We start from the raw sequence: 26,225 nt of genomic DNA, 5'->3' as shown, positions 1-26,225 counted from the left end.
ACTATGCTTGAAATCAAAACCATCTTGCTTTTCCTGGTAACGGCTGTAGCCGAGATTGTCGGCTGCTACTTACCCTACCTATGGCTCACACAAGGGAAAAGCGCGTGGCTTCTCGTCCCAGCAGGGTTGAGCCTCGCGGTCTTTGCGTGGCTTTTGTCACTGCACCCCACCGCAGCAGGCCGTGTCTATGCCGCCTATGGGGGCGTTTACATTTTTGTGGCCATCATTTGGCTTTGGGCAGTTGATGGCATAAAGCCAACAACCTGGGATCTGGTAGGATCGTCTGTAGCGCTTGTAGGTATGTCAATTATCATGTTCGCGCCAAAAAATACATAACGTTAAGCTGCAATACAGCAGGATCAAGTCAATGCTCCATCCTGGAACATTCCAGGTTAATGAAGCTTGGATCGAGGTTCCGATTACCACCGGGGAAGACGGCGGCTTTAACGTCATTGCGCTCATGGATGCGGCGAGTTGCTTTATTCCGGGTACTGGATTTGTGCCCGTTGCTTCCGCCGAATTATCGGAAATGGAAGCCAAGCGATTGCTAAACAGCGGTAAAGCGCACACACAACAACTACCCAAAACGCTCTATGTTCCGGAAAATCTGATTGCCGATGTTTTGTGTACCGAGGCCGAGCATACACTTGTACTCGCGATCGGTCACCAGCGCCGTCACCCGGTTTTTGGCTTCAGCGCGGTTAGTCTGTGAAGCTTGACAGGCGATTGAAAAACGTTTTCGAGGTAGTCGATACAAGACAAAAAAGCAGGTGAAAAAGCGTGGCTTGTGCGTAATAATGAGCATTTTGAGCTTGTTTCTTTAACATCGCGCGGGGCAACGCAGATAGTTGTTTTCAGTGACTTACTAGGAGGTTTTTTGTGAATTACTCTGGACAATGTTTATGTGGTGCGATTCGCTATCAATTGACGGGTGAACCGAAGGTTGTCGCTTTGTGTCACTGCAGCGATTGCCGGCGGAGTGCGGGTGCTCCGATGGTGGCTTGGGCGATGTTTCCCGAATCGGCCCTGACGGTGACGAAAGGGCAACCAAAGACCATCAACTCGTCGGGTACTGCGATGCGCAGTTTCTGCGCCGACTGCGGGAGCGGTTTGTTTTACCGCAATGCTGCTATTCTTCCCGGACTGGTGGATGTGCAAACGGCTACGCTGGATGATCCCGACGTGCTTCCGCCCACAGTGCAAATTCAAGTGGCTGAGCGGCTCAGCTGGATGCAACATATTCACGAGCTTCCCGAATTCGAGCGATATCCGTCGTAGATCGAGGTTTTCGCTCAGGTAGAATGTAGATCTGATCCGGCCGGTTATTGAATGCAGCGCACCGCAACCGCAACCGCAACCGGAAAATTCAATGTAACCCGGATTTGACCGGCAGTCAGTGCCATCTGAATTAACTGAAATCAGAAGGAAAATAACTATGTCATCCAATACCATCCGTCTTCATCGCGTGCTGCGCGCGCCGCCTGAAAGAATTTACCGGGCTTTTCTGGATGCCGATGCGCTGATTAAATGGTTGCCGCCAAACGGTTTTACCGCGAAGGTTCATCACATAGAAGCTAAAACCGGCGGTTGTTTCAAGATGTCTTTTACGAATTTCAATACCGGACATAGTCATTCGTTTGGCGGTGAGTATCTGGAATTATTGCCGTACGAGCGCATCCGCTATACCGACAAGTTTGACGATCCCAATTTGCCGGGAGAAATGCAGGTAACGATATCGCTGAAACAAGTTTCCTGTGGTACCGAGCTGAATATTGTCCAGGAGGGGATACCGGCGGTGATTCCTGCCGAAGCCTGTTATCTCGGCTGGCAGGAGTCGTTGACCTTATTGACTTTGCTGCTTGAAGCCGAGATTCCGGATTAACCAAGCATCGTTAAATTCCTCTGGCTTTTGCGGGGGTGGCTGCATTGTGGTTATGCTTCTCAAATCGCATTTAACAACTCTATTTGTCTTTTTTCTCTTGCTGGTAACGCTCTCCGGATGTATCCATCATCCATTCGTTACCGCTCCCTATCCGCGTTGGGGGGAGGAAACCGCGATTGGGCAGGAGGGTGAAGAACCGCTGATTTTGCGCACATTGTCATCGCCGCGGCCGGATTCATCAACCGCCTGTGTACTCTTGGTGCATGGCATGAATGAGCATATCGGGCGTTACGGCGAAGTGGCGCGCTATTTTTCCCGGCATTTCTTTGTCGCAGGCTTCGATCATTATGCGCATGGTCTTTCAAATCCGGTGTTGCGCCGCGCGGATCGGATGCTGGCGGAGGGAATTGAACGAATCGATGTCGGCGAGGCATATTTGGCGCAATCGGCATTATATGATCTGGAACCGCTACGGCAGATGTTTGGCAGGGCGCTGAAAGCTTTTATGGCGCAGTGTGAGGCACAAGATTCGCAACAACCGGTTTTCATTGTGGCGCATAGTCTGGGTGGATTGGTAACCGCATCCTATTTGCTCAAGTATCAGAACGAATCCGATTTGATCAAACGGATACAAGGTGTGATTTTTCTTGCACCTGCTTTCGCTGTGAGCGAACCGCCGGGGTGGCGCGGTTGGGTGGCTAATCCGCTGATTAAACTGTCGTTTTACGCTGAAACGCACTTTTTGCATCCCCACGATGAGCCATTGCCATTGCTGCTGTTCAATCAGCTGTTGTCGCTGGTGACGGTGCCGGTATTGGATGGGTTGTTCGAGGTGCTATCCTGGCCTGGGTTGCGTCAGTTTGTAACACCGGTTTCACCGGCCTGGGTGACGGATTACCTGACTGACAGCGACATAGAAAAAGCCCGGTTGCGCGCCGATCATTGGATTGTGCGACGCAGTTTGTTACGATACGTCAAAGGGATCGAACGGGAAATCGTTAATTTCCGCCGCCAAATGGCGGATTTTTCGATCCCGTACTACCTGATTTATGCGGAACTTGATCCGATCACCCCGGCGTGGGGTAACGAAGATTTTATAGCGGCAACGTTAAAGCACAATTCTGCTAACAAGATTCGGAAGCTGCCGGGTTTGGTTTATCACCAGCATGTATTTCTGAAAGAACCGCGGCGTACGGAGTTGCTGGATTCAATTGAACAGTGGGTTTATCGTCAGATACGTGTGCAGCCGTAACAATTATAAATCCCGCTACGGGAGCGGGATTTGCCGAGAATGATAAGTCGCGTGTTAAGCAGCGTGCTGTCTGCGGCGCGCCATAAAACCCAGTAAACCTAAGCCTGCCAATAACATTGCATAGGTCTCAGGTTCCGGAACCGGTGCTATACCGGCGACGCCAACCGTGAAACCGTGCCAGTTTTCACTGGTGTGGGTAAACGTGATGGAATCGAACGAACCGGGCAAGCGGATAACGCCGTGCACTTCACCGGATCCGAAAAAGCCGGTACCACCCGGGTTCAGGATCGGCGTGCCGCTACCCCAATAACCCGAACCGAAGCTGTCGACTACAATCGGCACACCGAAATCGACGGTGTTGCCATTCCAGCTTACGAGACCGATATACGGATCCACGACGGTCTGTGAGAACGTAATGGTGACGGTGCCGCCTTGATTCAGCGCGATAATATCGGAGGCGGGCGGTGCGTTATCAACGGTGCCGTTGGTATATGCCGAACCGGTCCAGTAGTTTGTGCCTGAGCCGGTAGTCACAAATGCATGCGCGCCAGTGGCGGAATAACCGACGTCGACAATATCCGATCCGACCGCCAAGCTGCCGCTTGCTGAGAACGAATCCGTGGATGAAGTCCAATCCGTCCAGGAAACGGTGATCGCAAAAGCGGAGGTGGATGCGAAAGCGGTAATCAAAGATCCCAATGCAAGTGGTAATAAACGTTTCATAGTGCTCACCTTCTAGCTGTGTGAATAAAATAACCTTGGCTTGCCAAACGCAAAAATACTCAACCATTTGTTTAACAAGGGTACTGTATATTAACTGCTGCTGAAATTTAATTCTGTAGTAAGATGATCCTTGTTCAGGTAGGACAAATGTACCGGTTTTTTTGAATCTATCACAAGACGACAGCAATTTTTTGTGATGCCCGATTAAATTTTCGTAATGATCGCGGGAGGCAGCCATGCGCTTATTCGATCCTGGTTATGTCGAAGAACCTTTTAAAAGCCTATGTCAAGACTACCCTGATGCTACTGTTTATCCCATCGAGAACTTTCGTGTCGAGTGGGGGCCGATTTTTCATCGTGGAAGACTCGATGGCTCGGCCCGTGTGCTATTGATCGGACAAGACCCGGCACAAAACGAAGCGGTCGTGCGGCGCATTCTGGTAGGTGAAGCCGGGCAGCGGACTCAGGGATTTCTGGCAAAACTCGGTATCGATCGTAGTTATGTCATGATCAATACGTTTTTATACAGCGTGTATGGCAACGTCCCGGCCAAAATCAAAAAATCCGCAGCGATTGCCGATTACCGCCATCGTTGGCTAAAGGCATTGCTAACCACGCAAGCAATTGAAGCGGTTGTGACATTGGGATCGCTGGCGAACGAAGCTTGGCAGGTGTGGCAGGCAACGCCTGATAGTCAGGATTTCGCAATACCCCAAGTGCCTATTACCCACCCGACCAGACCGGAAAGCGCTTCGGATGGTGACCCGCAAAAGTTGCGCGAAGAAACCAAGACGATGTTAAATCAATGGAATACGGCATTGCAAACGCTGCATGCCGCGATTAATCACCCCGATCGCGAGCAGCCTTTGAATTTGTATGGCGATAGCTGGCAACCGGGCGATAAAGTCGCGATTCCGGATATCGACTTTCCACCGGGTCTTCCTGCTTGGATGCGTGAAACTGATAATTGGGCACGCCGGTCCGGTAAAAATCTGCTCGCCAAGCGGCGGAATATTACGATAACCGTGCCGAAAGGCGTGGTGCCGAAGCTATGATTCGCGCGAAGAAAAAGCAGCAACAATTCGTTCGTGCAGCGGTGAATAAAAAACGCGAACAGCCGATCGATCCGGCAAGCGGCGGAAAATTGGCGCTACGAGGGCGTATCGTTACGATGAATGATTCGTTTGAAGTCATCGAGGACGGTGTGATCTACATCGAACAAAGCAATATCGCGGCAGTTAGCAACGCTGCGGCTGCGAGTCCGGCGGGATTTGAGGACACTCCCATCATCCATAGTGGCGGCACGATTTATCCCGGCCTGATCGAATTGCACAATCATTTGGCTTATAACGCCTTATGCTTGTGGGATGTGCCTAAAAAATTCAGTAATCGCGATCAGTGGTCCGGTATTCCCGAGTATCGCAAACTGATCAGCGGCCCGATGCAAATTATCGGCAAATCGCCGCAATTGGTACCGGCGTTGATTCGCTATGTCGAATGCAAAAGTTTGATCGGTGGCGTTACTACCAGCCAAGGAATACAGTTATTCAGTAACGCCGGTATCCGGCGCTATTATCGCGGAATCGTGCGTAATGTGGAACAAACCGACGAATCGGCTTTACCCGAGGCGGATACCCGGATTGCGGATATCGATGCCAAGGATGCGCAGCGTTTTTTTTCACGGTTGAAAAAAGCATCGTGCTTTTTGCTTCACTTGAGCGAAGGGATCGATCAAACCGCGCGAAAACATTTTTTGTCGCTGAAACTGACAAATGACGAATGGGCGATTACCCGCCAATTAGCCGGTATTCATTGTGCCGGATTAACCGCCGAAGATTTTGATCTTTATGGAGAACACAACGGGGCGATGATCTGGTCGCCGCTCAGTAACCTATTGTTGTACGGTAATACTGCCAATATTGAAGCAGCCAAGGCCGCCGGTGTACGTATCGGTATCGGCTCGGATTGGTCGCCGTCGGGCAGTAAGAATTTGTTGGGTGAATTGAAGGTCGCTCGGTTGGTCAGCCAGGCATCCGGAGCGGTTTTCAGTGATCGCGATATCATCGCCATGGCAACGCGCAATGCCGCGGCGATTTTACAATGGACTGACGTGCTGGGGTCGCTGGAGCAGGGGAAGCGCGCTGATCTGATTGTGGTTTCTCGCCAAGCGGATGATCCTTACGCGAACTTGTTGCAAGCCAAAGAAACCGCCATACGCTTGGTGATGATAAGCGGTGTAGCGCGTTTCGGATTACCCGGCTTGATGCGAAGTTTGGGAGCGGCGGGTGAGGCGCTGCGCATCGGTGGATTGCGGCGGATGGTTTTCTTGCAACAACAAACTGCCGATCCTTCGGTAGGAAGCCTGACTTTAAAATCCGCAGCCGATATGTTGCGCAAGGCGTTAGCTCAGCTACCCGAGCTCGCACGCGAGCTGGAGCAACCGGAAACGGCGCCGCGCGCGATGTTGGCAAAATTAGGTAAGCGGCTACCACACGAACAGGAATGGACAATCGCACTGGATGAATTGGAAGATTCCGGGATGGATTTGCGTCCACGGCTGCCACTACCCGGTGCAGCCGAACCGACCGGTGCATTACGGGGATTGGAACGAGCCGCCGTACCGCTTTCCAAAATTGTCCAGCCATTGCCGCTGGATCCGTTGTCCGTGGCTGATGATCCGAACTTTCTCAGCCGCATAGCAGATCAGAAAAATCTGCCCGGTTATTTGAAAACCGGCCTCAAAACATTGTATTGATTAATTCAAATGCCTCGTACCGGTGCTTTATTGTCTCTTTCACGCGATCACCACACGGCATTGGTTCTGGCCCGGGTTGCGCGCAAAGCGGCGGAAAGCGCGGATAGAGCAGCATGTGACGAAGTGTTGGTGCGGATTAATGCACATTGGCATCAGGTAATGGCCGCGCACTTCCAAAGTGAAGAACAACTGCTTGCGATTGCCAAAGATTCACTGGATCCGCAAGTTGCCGTACGTATTTTCAGCGAGCATGCAATGCTGCAGCAACTGATTGTTGAACCCGGCATGCTTGAGTCGTGCGAGCGTTTAAACCGGCTGGGAGAATTACTGGCCGCACATGTACGCTATGAAGAACGCGTGCTGTTTCCGCAATTGCAAGCAGTGCTCGACACCCTCACCGCCCAAGATCCCACGCAAGAAAATTGATACGCTATTACGTGGATAATTAAACCGGTTCGTTCCATTCGATGTTTTATTTGAAAGGATTTTATCGATTAAAATTGTTCTTCGCGCAAACAACCCAAATCACTAAATAACACCCGGAAGACGCTGATATTAGTGCGTATGGTTCGAAAGCGAACACACTACAATGCGGCATCGACTAGTGAATTGATGGATTGTTACGGAGGAGAGAATATGCCAAGTATTACCAATGATTATCGCGTTGATGCAGTGCTTGCCGGTAGCGACATCCGGTGGAACCCTACAGTTCCGGGCGGCGCGACGGTTGCGGTAACTTATAGTTTTATGTCGGCTTTGCCGAGCTATGCCGATCCGGCGCAAGATGGCAATAATTTCAGCGTGATGACCGACGATCAAAAAGCGGCGGTGCGTGAAATATTAACGACGATCGCTTCGCATTTTGATCTTACTTTTACCGAGGTTGCAGATACTGCGTCATCCTATGGTCAGATTCGCTTGGGAAATAATTTGCAGACAGAATCCGCCGGTTATGCCTATTATCCGGATCCTTCGATCGGCGATACCGCCGGTGATCTCTATATCAATAATGAAGCGGACATTGCACAAACGATAAATGTCACCAAAGGCACCAATGCCTATTCGACTTTGATTCACGAAATCGGTCATACGCTTGGTTTGAAGCATCCTGGCAATTACAACGCCACTTCATCGCTTGATGATCCAGGTACGACGGAAGGGCCTTATTTGACGGGTGTGGAAGATTCCGAGTTGTATAGCATCATGTCATACACACCACAGAGCCAAGGGTTGGAGCGTATCAATCTGGCTCCCTATGATTATGCGGCTCTGTCGTATTTATATAATGCAAAACTGGTGAATACCGGCGACGATATCTACACATTGACTGACCAGGACGGTCAATTCGTTCAGACCATCTATGATGACGCAGGTATCGATACACTGGATGCTTCCAGCATCAATACACCGGTTATCTTGAATCTGAATGTCGCAGCGCCCGGTACGCTGAGCTCCGTCGGATTGACACCGGCAGATGAGCTCGCACAAGACAATTTGTCACTGGGTCTGAACACGGTGATTGAAAACGCCATCGGCGGTTCCAGTGATGATAAATTGATTGGCAATAGCAGTGATAACATCTTAACCGGTAACAATGGCAACGATACGCTGGTCGGGCAATTGGGTAACGATGTCTTGATCGGTGGCGATGGATTCGATATCTTCGGGCTTGCCAATGTGGGGAATTATCAATTTCAGGATTTTGTGCCGGGTACGGACAAGATCGCCTTTGATACACAACTGGGTCTTAATAATTTTGATCAATTGGCGCCATTCATTACCAGTATTGAAGCGGCCGGAGATGATGTCGTGGTGCATTTTGTCGACGATATCGCCAGTATTACGTTTACCGGTGTACTGCTGCAATCGACGGCCTTATCGGTTAACGATGTCATCTTTATCGCTTTATAGCAAATAACCGGGGAATGTTGAAAGCAAGACGCCCGTTTGCAATCAGAACGTTGCTTGAATTAAAACTGATACCGCAACCATTCGATAGTTGCGGTACCGTTCTATGTAAAGATTGCTTAACCTTGGCGCTGCCGCATCCAGGTGCCGATGCCGAATAATCCGGCCATCAGCATCAGGTATGTGGAGGGTTCCGGTATGGCCGGAATGCCCGGGCCGGAAATGAATGTATGCACGTCGCGATCATCCAATGTATGGCCGTTGTAGAAGCCATTGGTATCGAGACTAATCTTGTCGATCGGGCTGGTGCCGGGTGCGACCAGTGTGAAACCAAGCACATGCTTTTCAGTCGAGAAGTTACCGGTACCGACATCTTCGTCCAGCATGGTAAAACGAACCACCGCTCCGCCGAATAGCACCGATCCGGTCCAGTTCAATTGACCATCGTGGATCGGACCGGAAGGAAAGTCGTTATCGAGCGGCCCGAATACGCTGGTAACGCCAAACAAACCGGAAAGCTGAATAGTTGCATGGACATTTCCATTTTCCACGTACCACATGTTGTCGTCCGGGCCATAGGTTAGGGTGTAGCTATAATTGTCGCCAATGTGTGATACCAGTTGAAAATCCAATGCTTGAGCGCTGTTTACAGCCAGCATCGCGGCAGCGCCGATAATGCCGCAACGCAACGATGCGGCCAGCGTTGAAGTATGTCGTTTTATGGTTAAATTCATTGTTCTATCTCCTTGCTAATAAATATAGCGCGACGCTCAATGTGATGCCAAATAATGATCGATTGAACGTTCTATTGAGGAAAGCGCGCTACCGCACTATATATCAAAGCTCGTGCGGATTTAATGGCACAACTATACCGGTTTTTCTAGTACATTTGTACTAGGAATCGGTACGCTGATTAATTACCACATGAAGAATTGCTGTGCTGATCGGCGCTTAGAAACTTACAGGCGGTGTGAATTAATTGTATTGACCGGTTTGACATCGAATGGTGCATTCAGTACATTTTCCGCTGGTTGTGCGCATTCTTTAACCGGAAAAACACACGATCACTCATAATCCCGGCGTATCATCTTTAATTTTTCTTACATCACTGCTTATGGTTTCCGGAAATTTACTGACTTGGTTTAAAGCACCGGTTGTCAAACTGGGCCGGCGTTTATTGGATGCGCTTGCGCGGCGTATTGCCGCGCAGCTTCAAGCGGATGGAATAATCTCCGCGGCTTCACAGAATTTGCCGTCACCTCCGCCATCTCTGCCCGGTACGGTAATATCGCTGGATTATGCGGTTCATCCGCGAGCGCGTTGGGGTAATGCTTGGGGGTTGCCAGCGCACGATATCTTGGAAAAGATTATTTATCGCAACGACAAATCCATCATCCTGACCCTGGAAACAATTGCGGGATATCGCGAAGCGTTACGCAATATTCCCGTTCGAGCACCGGAAGATCATGACGACCCCCGCTGGATTAATGGTTGGTTGCCGGGGTTGGATGGCGCCGCTTTGTATGCGTTGGTGCGGGAACGTCGACCGGCGGTTTATTGGGAAGTAGGGTCCGGTAATTCGACCCGTTTTGTGAGACAGGCGATCATAGATGGTAATTTGCCGACTCGCATTATTTCGATCGACCCCTCGCCGCGCGCTGAAATTGACCGGCTTTGTGACGAGGTTTTGCGTGCTCCGCTGGAAGATACCTGTGCCTTGTTGAAGGCTCGTATCTGTTCCGGTGATATATGTTTTATCGACTGCTCGCATCGCGCGTTCCAGAATAGCGATGTGACAGTCGCGATGCTGGAATTACTGCCGGTGTTGCCGCCGAATGTGGTGATCGGCTTTCATGATATTTTTTTACCGGATGATTATCCGCCGGAGTGGGCAGCGCGGTATTACAACGAACAATATTTATTGGCCATGTTTCTTCTCGGTGGCCATGCCGGTATGGAAATTATTTTGCCGGCATGGGCTGTAAGCAGGCGGCCGGAGCTAGCCGCGAAAGTCGCATCGATCTGGGAGGGCGCGGAGTTTGCCGAAGTCGAGCGGCATGGCGATGCATTCTGGTTGCGTTCACTTTCATAACCATCAATTCGTACGATCAACTTCTGAGCATAGGCAACGGCTCGCCTCCGGAGACGAAATTGAGTGCATAACCGTTGTTGCACCAGCGTTCACCGCGTGGCGGCGGGCCGTCTTTAAACACATGGCCTTGATGTCCGCCGCAGCGCACGCAGTGATATTCCGTGCGCGGTTTGATCAATTTGAAATCAAGCTTGGTGGCGATATGACCGGGAATCGGTTGGGTAAAACTGGGCCATCCGGTCCAGCTTTCATATTTATGTGCGCTATCGAATAACGGCAAATAACAAGCCGCGCAAATGAATGTTCCTTCCCGGTCTTCATACACTAGATTACTGGATTCCGGGCGCTCAGTGGCTTCTTCAAACAGGATTTCATAAGCCCTGGACGAGAGTAATTTGCGCCATTCTTCATGCGGTTTGTTAAGCGGTGTAATCGGACTGGCGGCTTCGCCAATCACGTTGCCGCGAAAACAAGCCGGAATCAGCGGCAATGCCGCTGCCACGGCGAGCGTTTGTAATACGGTGCGTCGTTTCATGAAATCCTCTCCAAATTTCCGGAAATGGTTATTACCGGTTCAAGTAACGGTACCACGGCATGGTAAATGTCGCTGGTTGGTTTGCGCGTTAGATTCGATCTAACAGCATGGATTTGTTCGTTGTCATTATAATGGCATCAGCAGCATTTTCGCGGCAATTCTCAACAACCGGCCAACGCAATGATTCAACACTGTTTTAACCAAGCAATCGCTCTGATTGACGCGGCGAATCGCGAAGACCCGAATCGGGAAACTTGCGAAGGAGAGGATTGGCCGAAAGAACTGCTGTATTCGCATCGCATGTCCGGCATGCTCGAGCGCTATGCACCTGATGCCGATGACGCGATGAAACTGGCGGTACGCGCGCAGCACATCCAGCGCTGGAAATCACCGCGCAGCGATTATCCGATGGGTCGTAAGGGCTATCACCAATGGCGTGCCGCGTTAAATCAATTTCATGCTGATACCGTGGCCGGTTTACTGGCAAAGGCCGGGTATGACGAGGTATTCATTATGCGCGTAGCGCAAACCGTCGGTAAAAAATCGCTGAAAACCAACTCCGATACCCAGCTATTGGAAAGCATCGCCACGCTGGTTTTCCTCGAGCACTACCTGCTTGATTTCGCAAACGGACATCCTGAATACACCGAGCAAAAATGGATCGATATCATTCGTAAAATCTGGAGCAAGATAACTGTTCAAGCACAACAATTCGTATTGGATGGACATATTGCATTGCCGGATTCAATGGTTGCGCTGATTAGGAAAGCAATAATTGAATAACTGAAAATTTCTTTGCTGTACAAGATTGAATGTCAATTACGGTTTTTTGATACACCGCATTTCGGGGGCTTCATAACCCCAAGTAATCAAAGCCTGACCTTGATGTTCCCAGAACATCTCATTGCGCCCCTGGTATTTACTTCCACTACCACTCGGCTGCAAGTACATCAACGAGATGTTGTCCCCGTGTTCGGCAATCAGAGTCGGAGGATCTGTCCGGAAGAATGTCACTATCACCTCGTTGGAGGGATTGTCATTGCAAATGAAATAGACCGGGCCATTGTATGAAACGAGTCGATAAAGGGCTTGCAGTTCAACAATACGGCGCTCGTACTCGCTTCTGACGCATTCACGCCGGTCGGCAGTTTTCCAGCATTCGTCGCGGCCCTTGATCCAGCCTCTTTGTTCGGCTTTAAGAACCGGCGGATATTGGTTCACTGCCTTTTTTGATGTAGCGGCATAGACATTCGCGAGCTTCCGGTCGAGCGCCGACAATTCCTTGTCATCGCAAATCATCGCTTCGATGCTGCCGGGCTTGGTCTTGTCACAAGCAAATGAAGAGCCCCTTACTTTCAACTCCCGATCGGAGTTTTCGTTAGTGGTTGAGGAATTGTGGTTGATTCGAATGAGTTGATCGATATGACGACACCAAGCCTCGTCGTCGTGTCCGGGAACATCCGGATTGCCCCGGATACCGAGTTTGAACTCGATCACCGACTGCCATTCGTCCGAACCGATATCCGGGCCGTGTCCTAGACCGTCACTCGTTGGCATTTTTTCCTCTATGAATCGATACCATGCGTCGGAACAGGGAACAGCCGTTTCCAAAGTTGGGTTCGTGACATCGTCTGTTTCTGCAAAACCAGACGCAGCAACGAGCAACGTTGCCAACCACAGAATGATTGCAGCCGTTTTGCGGCTATGATTGGCTCTGCCAAATATTGCAATAAAATTCGAGTTTTTCATGCGGTTCTGCATTTTTAATACAATGCATTTAATACCTTCTGTAAATTTATCTTCCAAGACCTGACAATTTGCGAGGTTGCACTGCAATTGCTGTTTTCTCCAAACCGAGCTGAAGAAAGACGGTCGACTCATTTAAAGCGGCGGAACGATCCTATGACGACGCCAAAAATCTCAAACTGCATATCCGGACGTATGTGAATCGGCCGGTAAGCGCCTGATGAATTGGCTGGTAGCAATCTTGGCATCTTGTTCGGACCATAATCAAGGATTTTGATGGTGAATTCGCGGTCAACCACTGCAAGTACAATATCACCCATAGCTGGCGTCCTGGAACGATCCACTACCACTTTATCATCCGGCAGCAGACCCACATCGATCATCGAGTCACCCTTGATCGTTACAAAAAAAGTCGAGGCAGCATGATCGATCAGGAACTCGCTGACATCCAGGCGTCTTTCGACATGATCATCTGCCGGGCTGGGAAGTCCCGCCGCCACTTTAGTGGAAAAAAGCGGCAATAACACCGGCTGATCGCTAATCTCAGGAATGAAAAGATCACTCTCTTCAATATTGCCGGTTGTAGTGCCACATTCACTATTCGCTTTTTTGCGTTGAAGAGCCTCCAGAAAACTTTTTATCGTTGCTGTCTGGCTTTCCGGTATGCGCATCATTATCGTCGGCTCGCCAAATTTACCTTGGCCGCGCGGCCTACCCGCATTTTCTCGTTTCCCGCCACGATTTGACATTATTGAATCACTCCATTTTGAAATCTGTATCTATATTCAAACACGTCTTATACCGGAATGTCAAATAGTCTCGAAAAGTCCTTGTTATCTATCGAGATATCAATTTACACGCTGTAATGAACTGAGAATCCTTGCAACTAATGGTTTTACTTACTATAAAACAAGTGATTCCCCAATATACATCCGTGTCATGATCGAGCTAGGATATTTGCATCACGTTTCGTGAGATAGCAACTGATTATTTTAAGAAACGACAGCGATTTATCTTGCCGAGGTTAAAAAATACGTGTGAAAAATTGTGTAATTTTGCTATTCATTATTTTGGGTCTAACCGGCTGCGCGGCTGATGATTTTTCTTATCAATCGTCACAAAGAGACAAATGTGCTTTAGCAGGTAGGGCGTTTATGTACTCCTGCATGAGTCGACGATAGCCCTGAGAATTACCTTTTAATGAATATCGCAGGTAGCAAAATGAAGCGCGCAATTTGAATGCGTGGTGCAATAAAAAACCCGCTGTCATGCAAAGGTTTGGAGTTGGAGTTGTCTCATTTTGACGGACAGTTTTTTCATGGAGTCGAGAAAGTCTCGATTTGTGAAAACGGGTTAAAGTTTATCGCGATTTGATTATTCTCATTCAGTTTCCTCTCAAAATTGTTCGGTGATAAATATCCCAGCCCGGAATGTTTGCGAGTGGGGTTGTACCAGGATTCGATCCAGGTGAATATGGCCAGCCTTGCTTCAGTCTTGTTTTTCCAGGAACGCCTGTCGATCAGCTCACATTCCAGGGAAGCAAAAAAGCTCTCAACCATTGCGTTATCATAGGCATCACCTACACTGCCCATCGAAGGATGCACGCCCATTTCCTTGCATCGCTTGCCGAACTCAACGCTGGTATATTGACTACCTTGATCGCTGTGATGAATCACTTTGCCCGGTTTACGGGTGATTAACGCCATGTTCAACGCATTGATCACCAGGCTTGTTGTCATGGTTTCACCGAAAGACCAGCCCACCACTTTACGGCTGAATACATCAATGACCACGGCTAGATACAAGAACCCTGTCCAGGTAGGAATGTAAGTCATGTCCGCAACCCATAGTTGGTTGATGCTAGTTGCTTTGAAATGACGTTGCACTAAATCCGGTGCAGGGCGGTCACGTTTATTCCGATGAGTCGTGATTACAAAACCGCGCCTGCGACTTACTCCTTTAATTCCTGCTTCACGCATCAACCTGCCTACGCGCTTGTGATTGACTTTGATTTCACGATCAGCCAATTCAACGGTAATGCGAGGGCGGCCATACGTACAATCGCTTGTTCGGTATATCGTCATGATCTGATCGATTAATCGGCAGTTAGCAATGGCCCGTCGGCTGGGTGTGCGTTTTGCCCAGTCATAGTAACCGCTGTGCGATACACCGAGTGTTTCACATAAAATGCGAGCCGGAAATTGTGCCCGGTTTGCCTTGATGAGTTGGTACACCTTTCCAATCAATCTTTGTTGTTTGCAAACCAGGCTGTAGCCTTTGCCAATATGTCACGCTCCATCTCCACACGCTTGAGCTTCTTACGCAATTCCAGCAGCTCCTGCCGCTCAATGGCGCTCAAGGCAGGAACACTCGAGGTTGCAACCAAAGCAATTGCCTGGCTTGATCTAATTGGTACACCTGCTGCCCGACACCAGGTTCGTATCGACGTGTAGTGGCAACCAAATTCCTTGGATAATTGCTTGGGGCATTTGCCTAATGCTACCAATTCCACCATCTGCTGGCGAAACTCAGCCGGGTAGGCAGGTTTGTAGTTTTGCGTCATATTTCTTCTCCTTTAAACAGAACATAATGTGTCCGTTTAAAGGGGGCAACTCCAAATCAAAATCTTTTTGATGGTATCGTTGATGGGAATATACTTCAATAGAGCTTGTAAACGGCGTGGATGCTGGGTATTTGGCGGAGAGAGAGGGATTCGAACCCTCGATAAGCTTTTTGAGCCTATACTCCCTTAGCAGGGGAGCGCCTTCGACCACTCGGCCATCTCTCCGATAAATGATTCTTTTTGTTTCTTGATGAGTTTATTGGCTTTCTTATAGTGCTTGTTCAAGGTCAAAAGCCTTGTGTAGTACTCGCACAGCCAATTCCATATATTTTTCGTCTACGACGACTGATATTTTAATTTCAGAGGTTGCGATCATCTGAATATTGATGCCTTCTTCTGCTAACACTCGGAACATCTTGCTTGCAATTCCTGCATGAGAACGCATCCCAACGCCGACAACGGATACCTTTGCAATTCTATCACCACCCAACACATCGCGGGCGCCAATATGTGGTTGGATTTGTTCTTTTAAAATATTCATCGTATTTTTAAATTCATTTCGATGAACGGTGAAGGAGAAATCCGTTAAGCCATCGTGTCCGACATTCTGAATAATCATGTCAACATCAATACTGGCATCAGCGACAGGTCCAAGAATCTGATAGGCGATGCCTGGGTGATCCGGAACACCTAGTACAGTAATTTTAGCTTCGTCGCGATTGAATGCGATACCTGAAATAACCGCTTGTTCCATATTTTCATCTTCCTCAAATGTGATCAGCGTACCTTGTCCGTCTTCTTCGAAACTGGAAAGAACTCTCAGCTTAACTTTATATTTTCCGGCAAACTCAACTGATCTAAGTTGTAAGACTTTAGAACCAAGGCTTGCCATTTCCAGCATTTCTTCAAAAGTTATTGTATTTAACCTTCTTGCTTCAGCGACTACACGAGGATCTGTTGTATAAATTCCGTCCACATCGGTATAAATTTGGCATTCATCCGCTTTGAGCGCCGCGGCAAGGGCAACGCCAGTTGTGTCAGATCCACCTCGGCCCAAGGTGGTGATGCTGCCTTTTTCATCGACGCCTTGGAATCCAGCGACGACAACGACATATCCCGCGTCTAAATCCGCCCGAATCCTGTCTTCATCGATGTTTAATATACGCGCTTTGGTGAATGTGCTATCGGTTAAGATTCTTACTTGAGGACCTGTGTAGCTTTTGGCCCTCACGTTCAATTCCATTAATGCCATTGCTAAAAGTGCGATTGATACTTGCTCTCCTGTAGATATCATGACATCCAACTCACGAGGGTTGGGGGTTTCTTGTACTTCATGAGCTAAAGCTATCAACCGATTGGTTTCACCACTCATTGCCGAGACGACAATGACAAGCCGATGCCCCTGTGCGTGGAATTTTGCTACCCGACGAGCAACATTTTTTATTCTTTCAGTGCTTCCGACTGAAGTGCCGCCATATTTTTGTACGTAAAATGCCACGAAATTAATAATCCATTAAATGGAAAAAGCGCACAATTCTACACATTTTTCTAATAGAAAACTAGCTATTGCGCTGTAGGCAATCAGTAACAGAAATATCTACACTTCTACATTTTTTATCTGATCGAATTTATTTTGATTTTGGATGACGATTGAATAGAGCGTGTGAGTTATCATTGCCTTTGATTCAACGAAAAACGATTTGATTGCATTGTAATTGCTGCATTATTCCTAATGAATTTACTTTGTGGAATGCGATGACAAATTTATATTATATTCATGACCCAATGTGTAGTTGGTGTTATGCATTTAGGGAAGCATGGTCTCTTTTACAGAAAAATTTATCAAGTGATATTGGTGTAATCTATTTGCTTGGCGGCTTGGCGTCGGATACAGTGGCGCCAATGCCGCTCACACTGCAGCAGAGTATTCAACAAGCGTGGCAAAAAATCGAACAGACGGTGCCAGGAATCCAATTTAATTGGGAATTTTGGTCGCGTAATATACCAATTCGCTCAACCTATCCCGCTTGCCGTGCGGTTATTGCGGCAGGAAAACAATATCAAGGAGCGGAGCTGACGATGATCCAAGCCATTCAAGCTGGTTACTATCAACAGGCAAAAAATCCCGCGCTACAAGAAGTACTAGAGGAATGTGCCGATGAGATTGGCTTGGATACGAATATTTTTAAAGCCGATTTGATGAGCGCAGATGTCGAGAACGAGTTACAACGACAAATTCAGCTATCACGAAACATGAATGTCTATTCATATCCTTCCTTACGATTGGTGCATAAAGAAGCTATATATACAATTTCAATCGACTATGTAAATTTCCGAACGATGCTGAATGAAATTGATCGGTTGCTTTAACAGAGCATCGTTGAGTGAGCAATTATTAGTCAAAGAAAATCTTTTTTAACCGGTCTAAGAAATTATCCGTGGCAGTGGTATTGGATTGAGAATCCTTGCTAATCAATAAATTATCCATAGTCAATTGATAAATTTCCGATAATTTCTCAAGATCGTCGATCTCGACATTTTCATTCAGTTTATGAATCGTCGCATTGCATGGTCCGAATTCGATGACTTGTTTACAGATGTCGGCAATAAATCGGCCATCCGAGGTGCCGCCAGATGTAGAGAGCTGTGGTTCGATAGTGGTAATTGATGAGATAGCTGCGCGCATTGCATCTGCCAATTCGGCTTTTTCCGTTAGAAAAGGCTTTCCGGACAATTCCCATTGTAATTCATAATCGAGATTATACTTGTCAAGAATTTGATGTACCTTGGTTTTTAACGATTCAACCGTACTGGTGGTCGAGAATCGGAAATTAAATAATAAGTTTAGTGTGCCAGGTATCACGTTGGTCGCGCCGGTACCGGCATGGATATTGGAAATATGCCAAGTGGTCGGTGGAAAATATTCGTTGCCCTGATCCCACTCGGTTTGCGCTAATTCCGCAATTGCCGGAGCTACGAGATGAATGGGGTTTTTCGCCAAATGTGGATACGCGATATGACCTTGGATACCCATTATCGTGAGATTGCCGGATAAGGATCCACGGCGGCCGTTTTTGATGGTATCACCTAGTTTGTCAGAACATGTCGGTTCACCGACGATACAATAATCCAAAAACTCACCACGCGCTTTAAGTGCTTCGACAACTTTTACTGTGCCATCGACAGCGATACCTTCTTCATCGGAAGTAATCAATACCGCAATGGAGCCAAGATGATCGGAATGATGCGCTATAAACGCTTCGATTGCGGTAATGAATGCAGCGAGTGAAGATTTCATGTCGGCAGCACCACGTCCGAATAACCGATTGTCTCGTATCGTCGGTATAAATGGGTCACTGTCCCAGTGTTCAATTGGGCCGGTTGGCACGACATCCGTGTGTCCGGCAAAGCAAAGTACAGGTGAGGAAGTTCCGCGGCGAGCCCAAAGATTGTCGACATCGCCAAAACGCATTTTTTCAATGTGAAACCCCAGCTTTTCCAGACGTTCGGCAAGAATATCTTGGCAACCACTGTCTGAGGGAGTGATAGATTGTCTTGCAATAAGGGCTTGAGCGAGTGCTAACGTATCATTTGACATACTGAGTTCCTAAAGTAGGCGAGAAAAGTGTGAAACATTTGTGATTATGCAATAAGCGGATGCTGACCGCATCAAGGAATTTAGTGAATTTTATTCGAATTGGACCGTAATATAACAATTAATAGAGTCGCATGTTTGATTGTGGCTTTGAATTTTTTACAGTGTATAAGGAAAAGGAAACGGATATGTCATTAAGAAAATCTATTAAAGAGTTTAATGCGATTTTGGGCAATAAAGAATCGGTTCTGGATACGAAATACCAAAGAGTGGCCGAAATGATTCGGCTGCATTGGGGGTATAAAGAATTTTACATATATATTAATAAACTGTTAGTCGTGGAAAAGGGACAAAGCAGGCAGGGGTTTCCATTGGAAGCGCTAGAAGAGATCTATGCATTGCAGGAAATACATGAGCAATTATTTCCTCATTTAAAAAAAATGCTAGACAGCCGTTTGGTAATTGCTCCATAAAATCTCAGGATTTTTAACAGATACGGAATAGAGGCGAAAATTGAATTTATGTGAAGCGGGTGATTTAAAATATCAATTACCGGTGCGGAGCTGGTGATTGCGCAAAAAGGCTTTTGAGCCATTCCTCCAATTTCCGAGTTGCAATTACGTCATCTCGGTTATAGCCAAGAATCTCAGTTTTTAATCTTTGCTTTTCAATCGCATTATCTTCTGTTTGGAAGCGGTTGAATTGCACAACCGACCATTGCGATCCTGAGTCTTTGTTTTCCCATTGAAAATTAACCAATCCAGGGTGTTTGCAAATATCTTTAAGACCGTATCCTTGCAGCGGTAGTATCAGGCAATCCAAGATAGGTTTCTGGATATCAAATAAAGGGCTATTCCCTCCAAGCAACCAAGAAACCGTGGGGTGGTTATTCATCGCATAGCGTTCGGCATATCTTTGTATAGTGGCTCTTTCATGGTTCGAATAATGTGCAAGTTTCAGCGATGGATAGTCGATACGGTACGCTTCAATTTTGCTCAAAAAACCTAACCAGCCGTCAAAATCATGAGACTCGTCATCAGTCCACACGTAATCAAAACGATCTTTCGTATAAGGAGGTAGCAGAAATCCCCAAAGATATACGTGACGTTCACGGTTGGATGTTAACGGATTATCTTCGATATCGAAATGAATCCAAGTGCCTTCAGGAAGTGGTGCCTGGTCAAGCTGAAAAATATCGCCATTCAGATAGGAATTGGCCTGCAGAATTGCACGGTGTTTCCTTTTGTGTCCTTTGAGATAGGGCACATCGGGTAGAGATTCTGCTGAACTAACTGCAAGTTGAGAAATTGTATTGATTCCGAATTCAGCTAAATGATCGGCAGCTTTGCCATGGATGCCATACAGCAATGAGATATCTTCCAGAGCTTCAAAATCCGGACGACAATAATCAATATAGGGGCAAATACGGCACTTGCTATGACTGTATCGAACAGAGGGTGGCTGAGGTAGATCAAGTATTGTTCTTATACTGGCAATGAAATCATCGACAATCGCATTTACTTCATCTCCGAGAAATGCTGTGCGACCATCACCTAGAAAAACGATTGCTGGTAACCTGTTTGCTAATAATCGCCGATAGATTCCGAGTTGAATTTGAATAGCTTTCTTATTTTCGCTGGACGACAGCTTGGCATCGGCGGGTTGATAATGACCGCTTTCATGCCGGATCAGAAAATCGGGGTAACCAACCAAACCCAGTTGTTCATCAATCAATTGACCTTGGTAAATGACTGGCGCGCCTTGTTGAATTAAGACCTGGGTATGTTCAAAGGAAGTAGCTTTACTGACCGGGTACTGGCTTTCCAGTTTTGCGAGTATCGCTGCTTCATGCTCAAGACCCATAGTGCTCAGCATTCGATTGAAGTCGTCGGGTTCGTATAGTGCGGGTTGATGCTGATCCAGCCATGCTTTCCTGACGCAAGACACCCATGCAGCAGCATCGCTTGGTCGGATCAAAGCAGGTTTTGTTTGTATGCTATTCCGTATCATCGCGTGTCTTGAGAAATATTGTAAGGATCACTAACTAATGACAAAGCCGAAAGTCATTCTGATTCTCATGAACATGTGGTACAACCAAATCTGTTTTAAAGACAGTGCTGATCGTCGCATCCAGCTTATCCGTTTCATTAACTTCTACAATACCGTCAAACCCTATAAAGGTTTGAAGAAAGAATTAAGAGAAGGGTTGTGCCTGAAAGGTATTCGTTTTTGTGTGATCAGCCATAAATATTTTCTTTGAATTGCTGCTGAATCGACTCAATCGCCTTTTCATTATTTATTAACGCATTTACACAATCCGAATCCAATTGTGTTCCGGCCATTTGTTTTAGCATATCAAATGCTTTCTGATTGCTCCAAGCCTCTTTATAAGGGCGCTGCGAAGTCAGCGCATCAAAGACATCGGCGACTGCGACAATACGTGCTTCCAATGGAATTTCTTGCCCTTTTTTTCCTGAAGGATAACCGCTGCCATTCACTGCTTCATGGTGAAATTCTGCAATGTTTCTCAATATATTAATGTGATCGATACTGTTAAATCCAAAGTTCATGACAATATCGTCAATCATGTCTCTTCCTTTTTGCGCATGCGTATTCATGATAGTTCTCTCTTGGTCATCGAGTCGGCCTGGCTTTAATAAGATGCTATCGGGTATGGAAATCTTCCCGATATCGTGCAATGGTGAGAACATGAAAATGTGTTCGATATAGGCATCATCCAAATTATATTTTTCAGCCAGTACTTCGGCGATCAGACGGCTGTAGCGTGACATACGGTCCAAGTGACTGCCTGTTTCCGGATCGCGCACATGCGTAATGCCGCTGGTCGTCTTTAGAGCAGCTCCCATGACTCTAAGTGTAGTCAATTCGTTAATAACCATTAATGCGATTAAATGTCCATAAATATCCAGGATGCTTAACACATTCTCTGCAAACACATTACTTTCATGCGAATTGAAAAATAAAAAACCGACAAATTCTCCAGCATGGAAAATCGGCATTGTGTAACTTGCGGCGTAGCCATGCCGGCCTATCCTTCGCGTATGTTCGTGCTTTCCGTCTTCAAAGGTAACCAAGTTATTGACAACGCGCGGCAGGCCTTTCGCTAAAATTTCCTTGAGTGAAGGTGCATCATCAAGCGTCGTTTGATAATTCGCTAACGGTTTGCAATCGCCGCTGCTATGCAAGTAGGTTTTTAAAATGCGTGTTTCCGGATCGTACAACGCAACCGCGATACGGGAAATAAATGGAAATCGCTGTTGTATCGAGCGGTGTGCGCTGATAATTTTATCTTGGATAGGGAGCGGCTTATCAAGATCATTGAGTAAGTCGTGATGATGAAACATAATTTTGGATTCCGTGAAAATAATCCTATAACGGATCGGTCAGATTTGGATTTTAATTGTTTGGATGACAAGCATATATCAGATTGGCGTAATTATTGAAATTGGAGTAATCCGCCATCTGCTGGTATACTTCCGCCACTTTAAAAGTTTTATGGCGGGCCACCCCGCATTGCAAGATAGTCAACCTGGTCAGGTCCGGAAGGAAGCAGCCATAGCTATATATTGCGAGTGCCGGGGATCTGGCTCGCCACCCAATACGAACTGTGATCTGTTTTTACGGGTTTTCTGATTTAATTGGATCAAATTCGCTTTCCCAATCGATAACGTGTCTCAAACACAAGTCCTCGCTCGTAAGTGGCGCCCAAAAAATTTTTTAGAATTAACCGGACAAGAGCATGTAGTCAGAGCTTTGACCAATGCGCTTGAGCAAAACCGTTTGCATCATGCCTATTTGTTTACCGGAACTCGCGGTGTTGGCAAAACCACTATCGCCCGTATTTTAGCCAAGTCGCTTAATTGCGAAACCGGTGTCACCGCTTCTCCGTGCGGCACCTGTTCCGCGTGTCAGCAAATTGATAATGGCAGCTTCATCGATTTAATCGAACTGGATGCGGCATCCAATACGCAAGTGGATAATATGCGTGAGTTATTGGAGAATGCATTGTATGCGCCGACCAGCGGTCGTTATAAGATTTATATTATTGATGAAGTTCATATGCTTTCCAAATCGGCATTCAATGCCATGCTGAAAACGCTGGAAGAGCCACCGGCGCATGTGAAGTTTGTATTGGCGACTACTGATCCGCAGAAAATCCCGGTAACGGTATTGTCACGTTGTCTGCAATTCAATCTCAAGCTAATCCCACCGGCGCAGGTTGTCGAGCATTTGAATAAAATTCTGACGCAAGAGAGAATTTCCTACGATAACGTTTCTTTGCAATTGGTCGCACGTGCCGCGCAAGGCAGTATGCGTGATGCGCTCAGTTTGTTGGATCAAGCGATTGCTTTTGGCGAAGGGAACATTAAGGAAACCAGTGTGCGGGATATGCTGGGTATCATCGATCAAGGCTATTTGTTCGATCTGCTGGATGCATTGACACAAATGAACGGCGTGCAACTGTTGAAGTTGGCCGAAGAAATGGAAGCGCAATGTTTGTCATTTGATGTTGCCTTGCAGGATATGGCTTCGCTCCTGCATCAGATTGCATTGGTGCAAGCCGTGCCGCAAGCAATCGATGAAGATACGCCGGAATACGCGCGTATTATGAAATTGTCGCATCGGTTGATGCCGGACGATGTGCAGTTGTTTTATCAAATCGCGTTGCATGGCCGGAACGATTTAAGCCTGGCGCCGGATGAATATGCCGGATTTACGATGACGCTGTTGCGTATGTTGAGTTTTAGGCTGAGTGATATACCTGGAAATAGGCAACCGCAATCCAATGAGCCGGTGGCTAATGTTCCGGCAACTGTGCGAGCGCATAAACCGCAAGTAAGCGACAAACCTGTTGTTCATTCGAAAAACAACGATGTACCGGTTCTTGATTGGGCGCAATTAAGTCAGCAATTAAAGCTCACCGGAATGGCTAAGATGCTCGCGCAACACAGCGAAGCCAAAGTGCTGTCGGCGGATAATATTGAACTGCATGTGCCGGAAGTGCATAAGCACCTATTGGATAAGAAATATCAGGAGAAAATCCAAACGGCGCTGGATACATATTTTGGCAAACCTGTTAGACTGACCTTTTTAGTCGGAACCATAGCCGGTTTAACGCCTGCTGCTCTGCAGCAACGGCAAGAAGAGCAAAAACAAGCGAATGCTATTGCAGCTATCGAGCAAGATCCGCTTGTGCAAGAATTAATTGAACAATTTGATGCTAAATTAGTTGTTCCAACCATAAAACCTGTCGAGAAATAAAGGAGATCGTAGAAATGAGAGGAAATCTGGGTAACATGATGAAGCAAGCTCAGATGATGCAGGAAAACATGCGCAAAATGCAGGAGAATCTGGCGAACATTGAGGTAGAGGGGCAATCCGGCGCCGGTATGGTGAAAGTGATCATGACCTGCCGCCATGACGTGAAGCGTGTCAATATTGATAGCAGTCTCGTTGGCGACGACAAAGAAATGCTGGAAGATTTGGTGGCAGCAGCATTCAACGATGCCGTCCGTAAAGTCGAAGTGACCACGCAGGAAAAAATGTCAGCATTGACCAGTGGCATGGGCTTGCCGCCAGGGTTTAAACTGCCTTTTTAAAGCTGGAAATTACCAGTGCCGGTGACGGTTGCGTGACAACCGTTTAGCCGGGTTTATCAGTCATGAAACAGACCGAATCTCCTTTTCTCATCAAATTGTTTTGGTTCGTTGACGACTGCCAAGCAGCAACGGTTCAGGGTGTGCAGATTTATCGACCAATTGAATAACCGTATCAGGTTGATAATCGATCTTCTCGGCATTTTCCAACGATGGTGCCAACAGTTTGCTTGCTGAATGGTTTAAAATTCATATTTTTCAATTGCTGTGCCGCGCTGAATGTGACTTTATCGTCCATGAAAACCAACAAATCATTTCGATCTCTAAGAAAAAAAACACCGCCAGACGTACATGTTTCCGCTAAGGCAGCCTCAACGGCACTTGCTAAGCAATCGACGGCAACCTTTAAGCTACAAAAATTACTGGCACAAAAAGGCTTGGGTTCGCGGCGGGAGATGGAGGAATTAATTGCCGCCGGAAAAGTGATGATAAATGGTCAACTTGCTCAGCTCGGTGATCGTGCCGGACCGGGGGATGTCATCCGCATCGGTAAGCGTACAATTCGCATCCATGCAGAGGATGAGCTGCCTAAAGTGTTGCTATACCATAAACCGGATGGTGAAATTGTCAGTCGCAACGATCCGCAAGATCGGCCATCGGTTTTCGACAAGTTGCCGCATTTAAGATCTTCCAAATGGATAGCTGTCGGCCGTCTTGACTTCAATACGAGCGGGTTGTTGATTTTTACCAATGATGGCGTCCTGGCTAACCGATTGATGCACCCCCGTTTCGAGATGGAACGCGAATACGCTGTTAGGATTCTTGGCGAACTTACTGAAGAACAAATGAAACAATTGACCACGGGTGTATCGCTTGATGACGGTCAAGCCGCATTTACTTATCTTGCCGAGGAAGGTGGCGAGGGCGCCAATCATTGGTATCGCGTTATTCTAAAAGAAGGCAAAAACCGGGAAGTAAGACGTATGTTTGAAGCCATTGGCATTACCGTTAGCCGTCTAATGCGCGTACGCTTTGGTCCGATCAATCTGCCGCCGCGAATCAAGCGTGGGCAATGGGTAGAATTGGACGAGAAAGAAACGCGGCGATTATTAGGGTTAATCAAGTGATCGCGATGCATAAAAAGCTTGCTATGTTTATATGGGTTACTTACAAGTTGCGCTATAAATGAAAAGAAAGTAACATTCAGGCTTTTCTTAAGGGGTTTGGGGGTATTAATGGCTAATAGTGCACAAGCAAGGAAGCGTGCTAGACAGGCTGTCAAAAGAAGGTCGCATAATGTTCATTTGCGATCACAGTTACGTACGGCTATTAAATCTGTAAGGAAAGCGATCGGATCGGGAGACAAAGAGGTTGCTAAGAGCGTGTTTATTGAGTCGATAGGAACGATTGATTCAATAGCTGGTAAAGGTATCATCCATAAGAATAAAGCATCACGTTGTAAAAGTCGTTTGTCTTCAGCAATTAAGCTGATGAATTAATTGATAAAATAATAATCTTCTTTGATGAAAAGCAGGATATCCAGAAAAAGCTATAAA

At 47.1% G+C, this 26,225-nt stretch carries 28 protein-coding genes, 1 tRNA gene and 1 other RNA gene; 18 read left to right on the top strand and 12 right to left on the bottom strand.

Annotated elements, in window-relative coordinates:
* Positions 1-3: 3 nt before the first annotated feature.
* From KF839_RS13260 to KF839_RS13240, 5 genes are all read left to right on the top strand, one after another.
* Complete coding sequence (locus tag KF839_RS13260; protein WP_292918324.1) at positions 4-336, top strand: YnfA family protein; 333 nt, start codon at positions 4-6, stop codon at positions 334-336.
* 31 nt (positions 337-367) lie between these two features.
* A complete protein-coding gene (locus tag KF839_RS13255) occupies positions 368-712 on the top strand; it encodes a hypothetical protein (protein WP_292918323.1) in 345 nt (114 codons plus the stop codon).
* 167 nt (positions 713-879) lie between these two features.
* On the top strand, positions 880-1,278 hold the full coding sequence (locus KF839_RS13250) for a GFA family protein (RefSeq protein WP_292918322.1): 399 nt from the start codon (positions 880-882) through the stop codon (positions 1,276-1,278).
* Between the two features lie 157 nt (positions 1,279-1,435).
* Positions 1,436-1,882: an SRPBCC family protein gene (locus KF839_RS13245; RefSeq protein WP_292918321.1), complete on the top strand. Its 447-nt coding sequence runs from the start codon at positions 1,436-1,438 to the stop codon at positions 1,880-1,882.
* Between the two features lie 52 nt (positions 1,883-1,934).
* Entirely contained in the window at positions 1,935-3,134 is a 1,200-nt protein-coding gene (locus KF839_RS13240; RefSeq protein WP_292918320.1) for an alpha/beta fold hydrolase, read from the top strand.
* Between the two features lie 54 nt (positions 3,135-3,188).
* On the opposite strand, the gene KF839_RS13235 is transcribed toward KF839_RS13240, so the two are convergent.
* Complete coding sequence (locus KF839_RS13235) at positions 3,189-3,857, bottom strand: FxDxF family PEP-CTERM protein (RefSeq protein WP_292918319.1); 669 nt, start codon at positions 3,855-3,857, stop codon at positions 3,189-3,191.
* A gap of 236 nt (positions 3,858-4,093) precedes the next feature.
* Between KF839_RS13235 and KF839_RS13230 the strand changes: the two genes are divergently transcribed.
* The 4 genes from KF839_RS13230 (at position 4,094) to KF839_RS13215 (ending at position 8,523) form a co-directional block, all read left to right on the top strand.
* Complete coding sequence (locus tag KF839_RS13230) at positions 4,094-4,912, top strand: uracil-DNA glycosylase family protein (protein ID WP_292918318.1); 819 nt, start codon at positions 4,094-4,096, stop codon at positions 4,910-4,912.
* The gene (locus KF839_RS13225; RefSeq protein WP_292918317.1) at positions 4,909-6,612 is read left to right on the top strand and encodes an amidohydrolase family protein; all 1,704 of its coding nucleotides are present in this window, start codon (positions 4,909-4,911) and stop codon (positions 6,610-6,612) included. Before KF839_RS13230 ends, KF839_RS13225 begins: the two co-directional genes overlap by 4 nt.
* Before the next feature lie 9 nt (positions 6,613-6,621).
* Positions 6,622-7,038 carry a hemerythrin domain-containing protein gene (locus tag KF839_RS13220; protein WP_292918316.1) on the top strand — a complete coding sequence of 139 codons (417 nt, stop codon included), beginning with the start codon at positions 6,622-6,624 and terminating at the stop codon, positions 7,036-7,038.
* 210 nt (positions 7,039-7,248) lie between these two features.
* The gene (locus KF839_RS13215; RefSeq protein ID WP_292918315.1) at positions 7,249-8,523 is read left to right on the top strand and encodes a M10 family metallopeptidase C-terminal domain-containing protein; all 1,275 of its coding nucleotides are present in this window, start codon (positions 7,249-7,251) and stop codon (positions 8,521-8,523) included.
* A gap of 116 nt (positions 8,524-8,639) precedes the next feature.
* Here KF839_RS13215 and KF839_RS13210 read toward each other — a convergent pair whose 3' ends face one another.
* The gene (locus tag KF839_RS13210; RefSeq protein WP_292918314.1) at positions 8,640-9,254 is read right to left on the bottom strand and encodes a PEP-CTERM sorting domain-containing protein; all 615 of its coding nucleotides are present in this window, start codon (positions 9,252-9,254) and stop codon (positions 8,640-8,642) included.
* Positions 9,255-9,634: 380 nt separating this feature from the next.
* Between KF839_RS13210 and KF839_RS13205 the strand changes: the two genes are divergently transcribed.
* The gene (locus KF839_RS13205; protein ID WP_292918313.1) at positions 9,635-10,612 is read left to right on the top strand and encodes a class I SAM-dependent methyltransferase; all 978 of its coding nucleotides are present in this window, start codon (positions 9,635-9,637) and stop codon (positions 10,610-10,612) included.
* 16 nt (positions 10,613-10,628) lie between these two features.
* On the opposite strand, the gene msrB is transcribed toward KF839_RS13205, so the two are convergent.
* Positions 10,629-11,147 carry a peptide-methionine (R)-S-oxide reductase MsrB gene (gene msrB / locus KF839_RS13200; protein WP_292918312.1) on the bottom strand — a complete coding sequence of 173 codons (519 nt, stop codon included), beginning with the start codon at positions 11,145-11,147 and terminating at the stop codon, positions 10,629-10,631.
* Positions 11,148-11,327: 180 nt separating this feature from the next.
* Here msrB and KF839_RS13195 point away from each other — a divergent pair, with 180 nt between their 5' ends.
* Positions 11,328-11,930 (top strand): DUF4202 domain-containing protein, encoded by a 603-nt coding sequence (locus tag KF839_RS13195; protein WP_292918311.1) that lies wholly within the window; start codon positions 11,328-11,330, stop codon positions 11,928-11,930.
* 36 nt (positions 11,931-11,966) lie between these two features.
* Here KF839_RS13195 and KF839_RS13190 read toward each other — a convergent pair whose 3' ends face one another.
* The 5 genes from KF839_RS13190 to KF839_RS13170 form a co-directional block, all read right to left on the bottom strand.
* On the bottom strand, positions 11,967-12,896 hold the full coding sequence (locus tag KF839_RS13190; protein ID WP_292918310.1) for an MliC family protein: 930 nt from the start codon (positions 12,894-12,896) through the stop codon (positions 11,967-11,969).
* Positions 12,897-13,024: 128 nt separating this feature from the next.
* Complete coding sequence (locus KF839_RS13185; protein ID WP_292918309.1) at positions 13,025-13,642, bottom strand: LexA family protein; 618 nt, start codon at positions 13,640-13,642, stop codon at positions 13,025-13,027.
* A gap of 567 nt (positions 13,643-14,209) precedes the next feature.
* A protein-coding gene (locus KF839_RS13180) for an IS3 family transposase (RefSeq protein ID WP_292918308.1) occupies positions 14,210-15,456 on the bottom strand; the annotation gives its coding sequence in 2 pieces (ribosomal slippage) (positions 14,210-15,174 and positions 15,174-15,456; 1,248 coding nt in all).
* A gap of 132 nt (positions 15,457-15,588) precedes the next feature.
* A tRNA-Ser gene (locus KF839_RS13175) sits at positions 15,589-15,681 on the bottom strand.
* A gap of 43 nt (positions 15,682-15,724) precedes the next feature.
* Complete coding sequence (locus tag KF839_RS13170) at positions 15,725-16,954, bottom strand: aspartate kinase (RefSeq protein WP_292918307.1); 1,230 nt, start codon at positions 16,952-16,954, stop codon at positions 15,725-15,727.
* Positions 16,955-17,211: 257 nt separating this feature from the next.
* Here KF839_RS13170 and KF839_RS13165 point away from each other — a divergent pair, with 257 nt between their 5' ends.
* Positions 17,212-17,826 (top strand): DsbA family protein, encoded by a 615-nt coding sequence (locus KF839_RS13165; protein ID WP_292918306.1) that lies wholly within the window; start codon positions 17,212-17,214, stop codon positions 17,824-17,826.
* Between the two features lie 25 nt (positions 17,827-17,851).
* On the opposite strand, the gene dapE is transcribed toward KF839_RS13165, so the two are convergent.
* On the bottom strand, positions 17,852-19,054 hold the full coding sequence (gene dapE / locus KF839_RS13160) for a succinyl-diaminopimelate desuccinylase (RefSeq protein ID WP_292918305.1): 1,203 nt from the start codon (positions 19,052-19,054) through the stop codon (positions 17,852-17,854).
* A gap of 185 nt (positions 19,055-19,239) precedes the next feature.
* Here dapE and KF839_RS13155 point away from each other — a divergent pair, with 185 nt between their 5' ends.
* Positions 19,240-19,524, top strand: a complete 285-nt coding sequence (locus KF839_RS13155) for a hypothetical protein (protein WP_292918304.1) — start codon at positions 19,240-19,242, stop codon at positions 19,522-19,524.
* A gap of 76 nt (positions 19,525-19,600) precedes the next feature.
* Here KF839_RS13155 and KF839_RS13150 read toward each other — a convergent pair whose 3' ends face one another.
* Positions 19,601-21,061, bottom strand: a complete 1,461-nt coding sequence (locus tag KF839_RS13150) for a TM0106 family RecB-like putative nuclease (RefSeq protein WP_292918303.1) — start codon at positions 21,059-21,061, stop codon at positions 19,601-19,603.
* Positions 21,062-21,288: 227 nt separating this feature from the next.
* Entirely contained in the window at positions 21,289-22,416 is a 1,128-nt protein-coding gene (locus KF839_RS13145; RefSeq protein ID WP_292918302.1) for an HD-GYP domain-containing protein, read from the bottom strand.
* A 153-nt stretch (positions 22,417-22,569) separates the two neighbouring features.
* Between KF839_RS13145 and ffs the strand changes: the two genes are divergently transcribed.
* The 3 genes from ffs to KF839_RS13130 all read left to right on the top strand — a co-directional run bounded on the left by ffs (position 22,570) and on the right by KF839_RS13130 (position 24,672).
* Positions 22,570-22,668, top strand: an RNA gene (gene ffs, locus KF839_RS13140) — signal recognition particle sRNA small type.
* A gap of 73 nt (positions 22,669-22,741) precedes the next feature.
* Complete coding sequence (dnaX, locus tag KF839_RS13135) at positions 22,742-24,334, top strand: DNA polymerase III subunit gamma/tau (protein WP_292918301.1); 1,593 nt, start codon at positions 22,742-22,744, stop codon at positions 24,332-24,334.
* 14 nt (positions 24,335-24,348) lie between these two features.
* A complete protein-coding gene (locus KF839_RS13130) occupies positions 24,349-24,672 on the top strand; it encodes a YbaB/EbfC family nucleoid-associated protein (protein ID WP_292918300.1) in 324 nt (107 codons plus the stop codon).
* Between the two features lie 90 nt (positions 24,673-24,762).
* Here the strand turns inward: KF839_RS13130 and KF839_RS13125 are convergent, their stop codons facing one another.
* A complete protein-coding gene (locus KF839_RS13125; protein ID WP_292918299.1) occupies positions 24,763-24,891 on the bottom strand; it encodes a hypothetical protein in 129 nt (42 codons plus the stop codon).
* Positions 24,892-24,965: 74 nt separating this feature from the next.
* Between KF839_RS13125 and rluB the strand changes: the two genes are divergently transcribed.
* Together rluB and rpsT are read left to right on the top strand one after the other, a co-directional pair.
* Positions 24,966-25,796 carry a 23S rRNA pseudouridine(2605) synthase RluB gene (gene rluB / locus KF839_RS13120; RefSeq protein ID WP_292918298.1) on the top strand — a complete coding sequence of 277 codons (831 nt, stop codon included), beginning with the start codon at positions 24,966-24,968 and terminating at the stop codon, positions 25,794-25,796.
* A gap of 108 nt (positions 25,797-25,904) precedes the next feature.
* The gene (gene rpsT / locus KF839_RS13115) at positions 25,905-26,168 is read left to right on the top strand and encodes a 30S ribosomal protein S20 (RefSeq protein WP_292918297.1); all 264 of its coding nucleotides are present in this window, start codon (positions 25,905-25,907) and stop codon (positions 26,166-26,168) included.
* The last annotated feature ends 57 nt before the right edge of the window (positions 26,169-26,225 follow it).

Origin of the sequence: Nitrosomonas sp. (genome assembly GCF_019635155.1) — a bacterium.
In the GTDB taxonomy this organism is placed as follows: domain Bacteria; phylum Pseudomonadota; class Gammaproteobacteria; order Burkholderiales; family Nitrosomonadaceae; genus Nitrosomonas.
The sequence above is the reverse complement of the archived record's forward strand: the minus strand, read 5'-3'. Positions and strand labels throughout refer to the sequence as shown.

Excerpts from the sequence above, each read along its gene's own strand:
- KF839_RS13210 (WP_292918314.1), bottom strand. The coding sequence starts at position 9,254 with ATGAATTTAACCATAAAACGACATACTTCAACGCTGGCCGCATCGTTG.
- KF839_RS13255 (WP_292918323.1), top strand. The coding sequence starts at position 368 with ATGCTCCATCCTGGAACATTCCAGGTTAATGAAGCTTGGATCGAGGTT.
- KF839_RS13220 (WP_292918316.1), top strand. The coding sequence starts at position 6,622 with ATGCCTCGTACCGGTGCTTTATTGTCTCTTTCACGCGATCACCACACG.
- KF839_RS13185 (WP_292918309.1), bottom strand. The coding sequence starts at position 13,642 with ATGTCAAATCGTGGCGGGAAACGAGAAAATGCGGGTAGGCCGCGCGGC.
- KF839_RS13150 (WP_292918303.1), bottom strand. The coding sequence starts at position 21,061 with ATGATACGGAATAGCATACAAACAAAACCTGCTTTGATCCGACCAAGC.
- KF839_RS13245 (WP_292918321.1), top strand. The coding sequence starts at position 1,436 with ATGTCATCCAATACCATCCGTCTTCATCGCGTGCTGCGCGCGCCGCCT.
- KF839_RS13190 (WP_292918310.1), bottom strand. The coding sequence starts at position 12,896 with ATGAAAAACTCGAATTTTATTGCAATATTTGGCAGAGCCAATCATAGC.
- KF839_RS13235 (WP_292918319.1), bottom strand. The coding sequence starts at position 3,857 with ATGAAACGTTTATTACCACTTGCATTGGGATCTTTGATTACCGCTTTC.
- msrB (WP_292918312.1), bottom strand. The coding sequence starts at position 11,147 with ATGAAACGACGCACCGTATTACAAACGCTCGCCGTGGCAGCGGCATTG.
- KF839_RS13205 (WP_292918313.1), top strand. The coding sequence starts at position 9,635 with ATGGTTTCCGGAAATTTACTGACTTGGTTTAAAGCACCGGTTGTCAAA.
- KF839_RS13225 (WP_292918317.1), top strand. The coding sequence starts at position 4,909 with ATGATTCGCGCGAAGAAAAAGCAGCAACAATTCGTTCGTGCAGCGGTG.
- KF839_RS13195 (WP_292918311.1), top strand. The coding sequence starts at position 11,328 with ATGATTCAACACTGTTTTAACCAAGCAATCGCTCTGATTGACGCGGCG.
- rpsT (WP_292918297.1), top strand. The coding sequence starts at position 25,905 with ATGGCTAATAGTGCACAAGCAAGGAAGCGTGCTAGACAGGCTGTCAAA.
- KF839_RS13230 (WP_292918318.1), top strand. The coding sequence starts at position 4,094 with ATGCGCTTATTCGATCCTGGTTATGTCGAAGAACCTTTTAAAAGCCTA.
- dapE (WP_292918305.1), bottom strand. The coding sequence starts at position 19,054 with ATGTCAAATGATACGTTAGCACTCGCTCAAGCCCTTATTGCAAGACAA.
- KF839_RS13165 (WP_292918306.1), top strand. The coding sequence starts at position 17,212 with ATGACAAATTTATATTATATTCATGACCCAATGTGTAGTTGGTGTTAT.
- KF839_RS13240 (WP_292918320.1), top strand. The coding sequence starts at position 1,935 with ATGCTTCTCAAATCGCATTTAACAACTCTATTTGTCTTTTTTCTCTTG.
- KF839_RS13260 (WP_292918324.1), top strand. The coding sequence starts at position 4 with ATGCTTGAAATCAAAACCATCTTGCTTTTCCTGGTAACGGCTGTAGCC.
- KF839_RS13145 (WP_292918302.1), bottom strand. The coding sequence starts at position 22,416 with ATGTTTCATCATCACGACTTACTCAATGATCTTGATAAGCCGCTCCCT.
- rluB (WP_292918298.1), top strand. The coding sequence starts at position 24,966 with ATGAAAACCAACAAATCATTTCGATCTCTAAGAAAAAAAACACCGCCA.
- KF839_RS13130 (WP_292918300.1), top strand. The coding sequence starts at position 24,349 with ATGAGAGGAAATCTGGGTAACATGATGAAGCAAGCTCAGATGATGCAG.
- KF839_RS13155 (WP_292918304.1), top strand. The coding sequence starts at position 19,240 with ATGTCATTAAGAAAATCTATTAAAGAGTTTAATGCGATTTTGGGCAAT.
- KF839_RS13215 (WP_292918315.1), top strand. The coding sequence starts at position 7,249 with ATGCCAAGTATTACCAATGATTATCGCGTTGATGCAGTGCTTGCCGGT.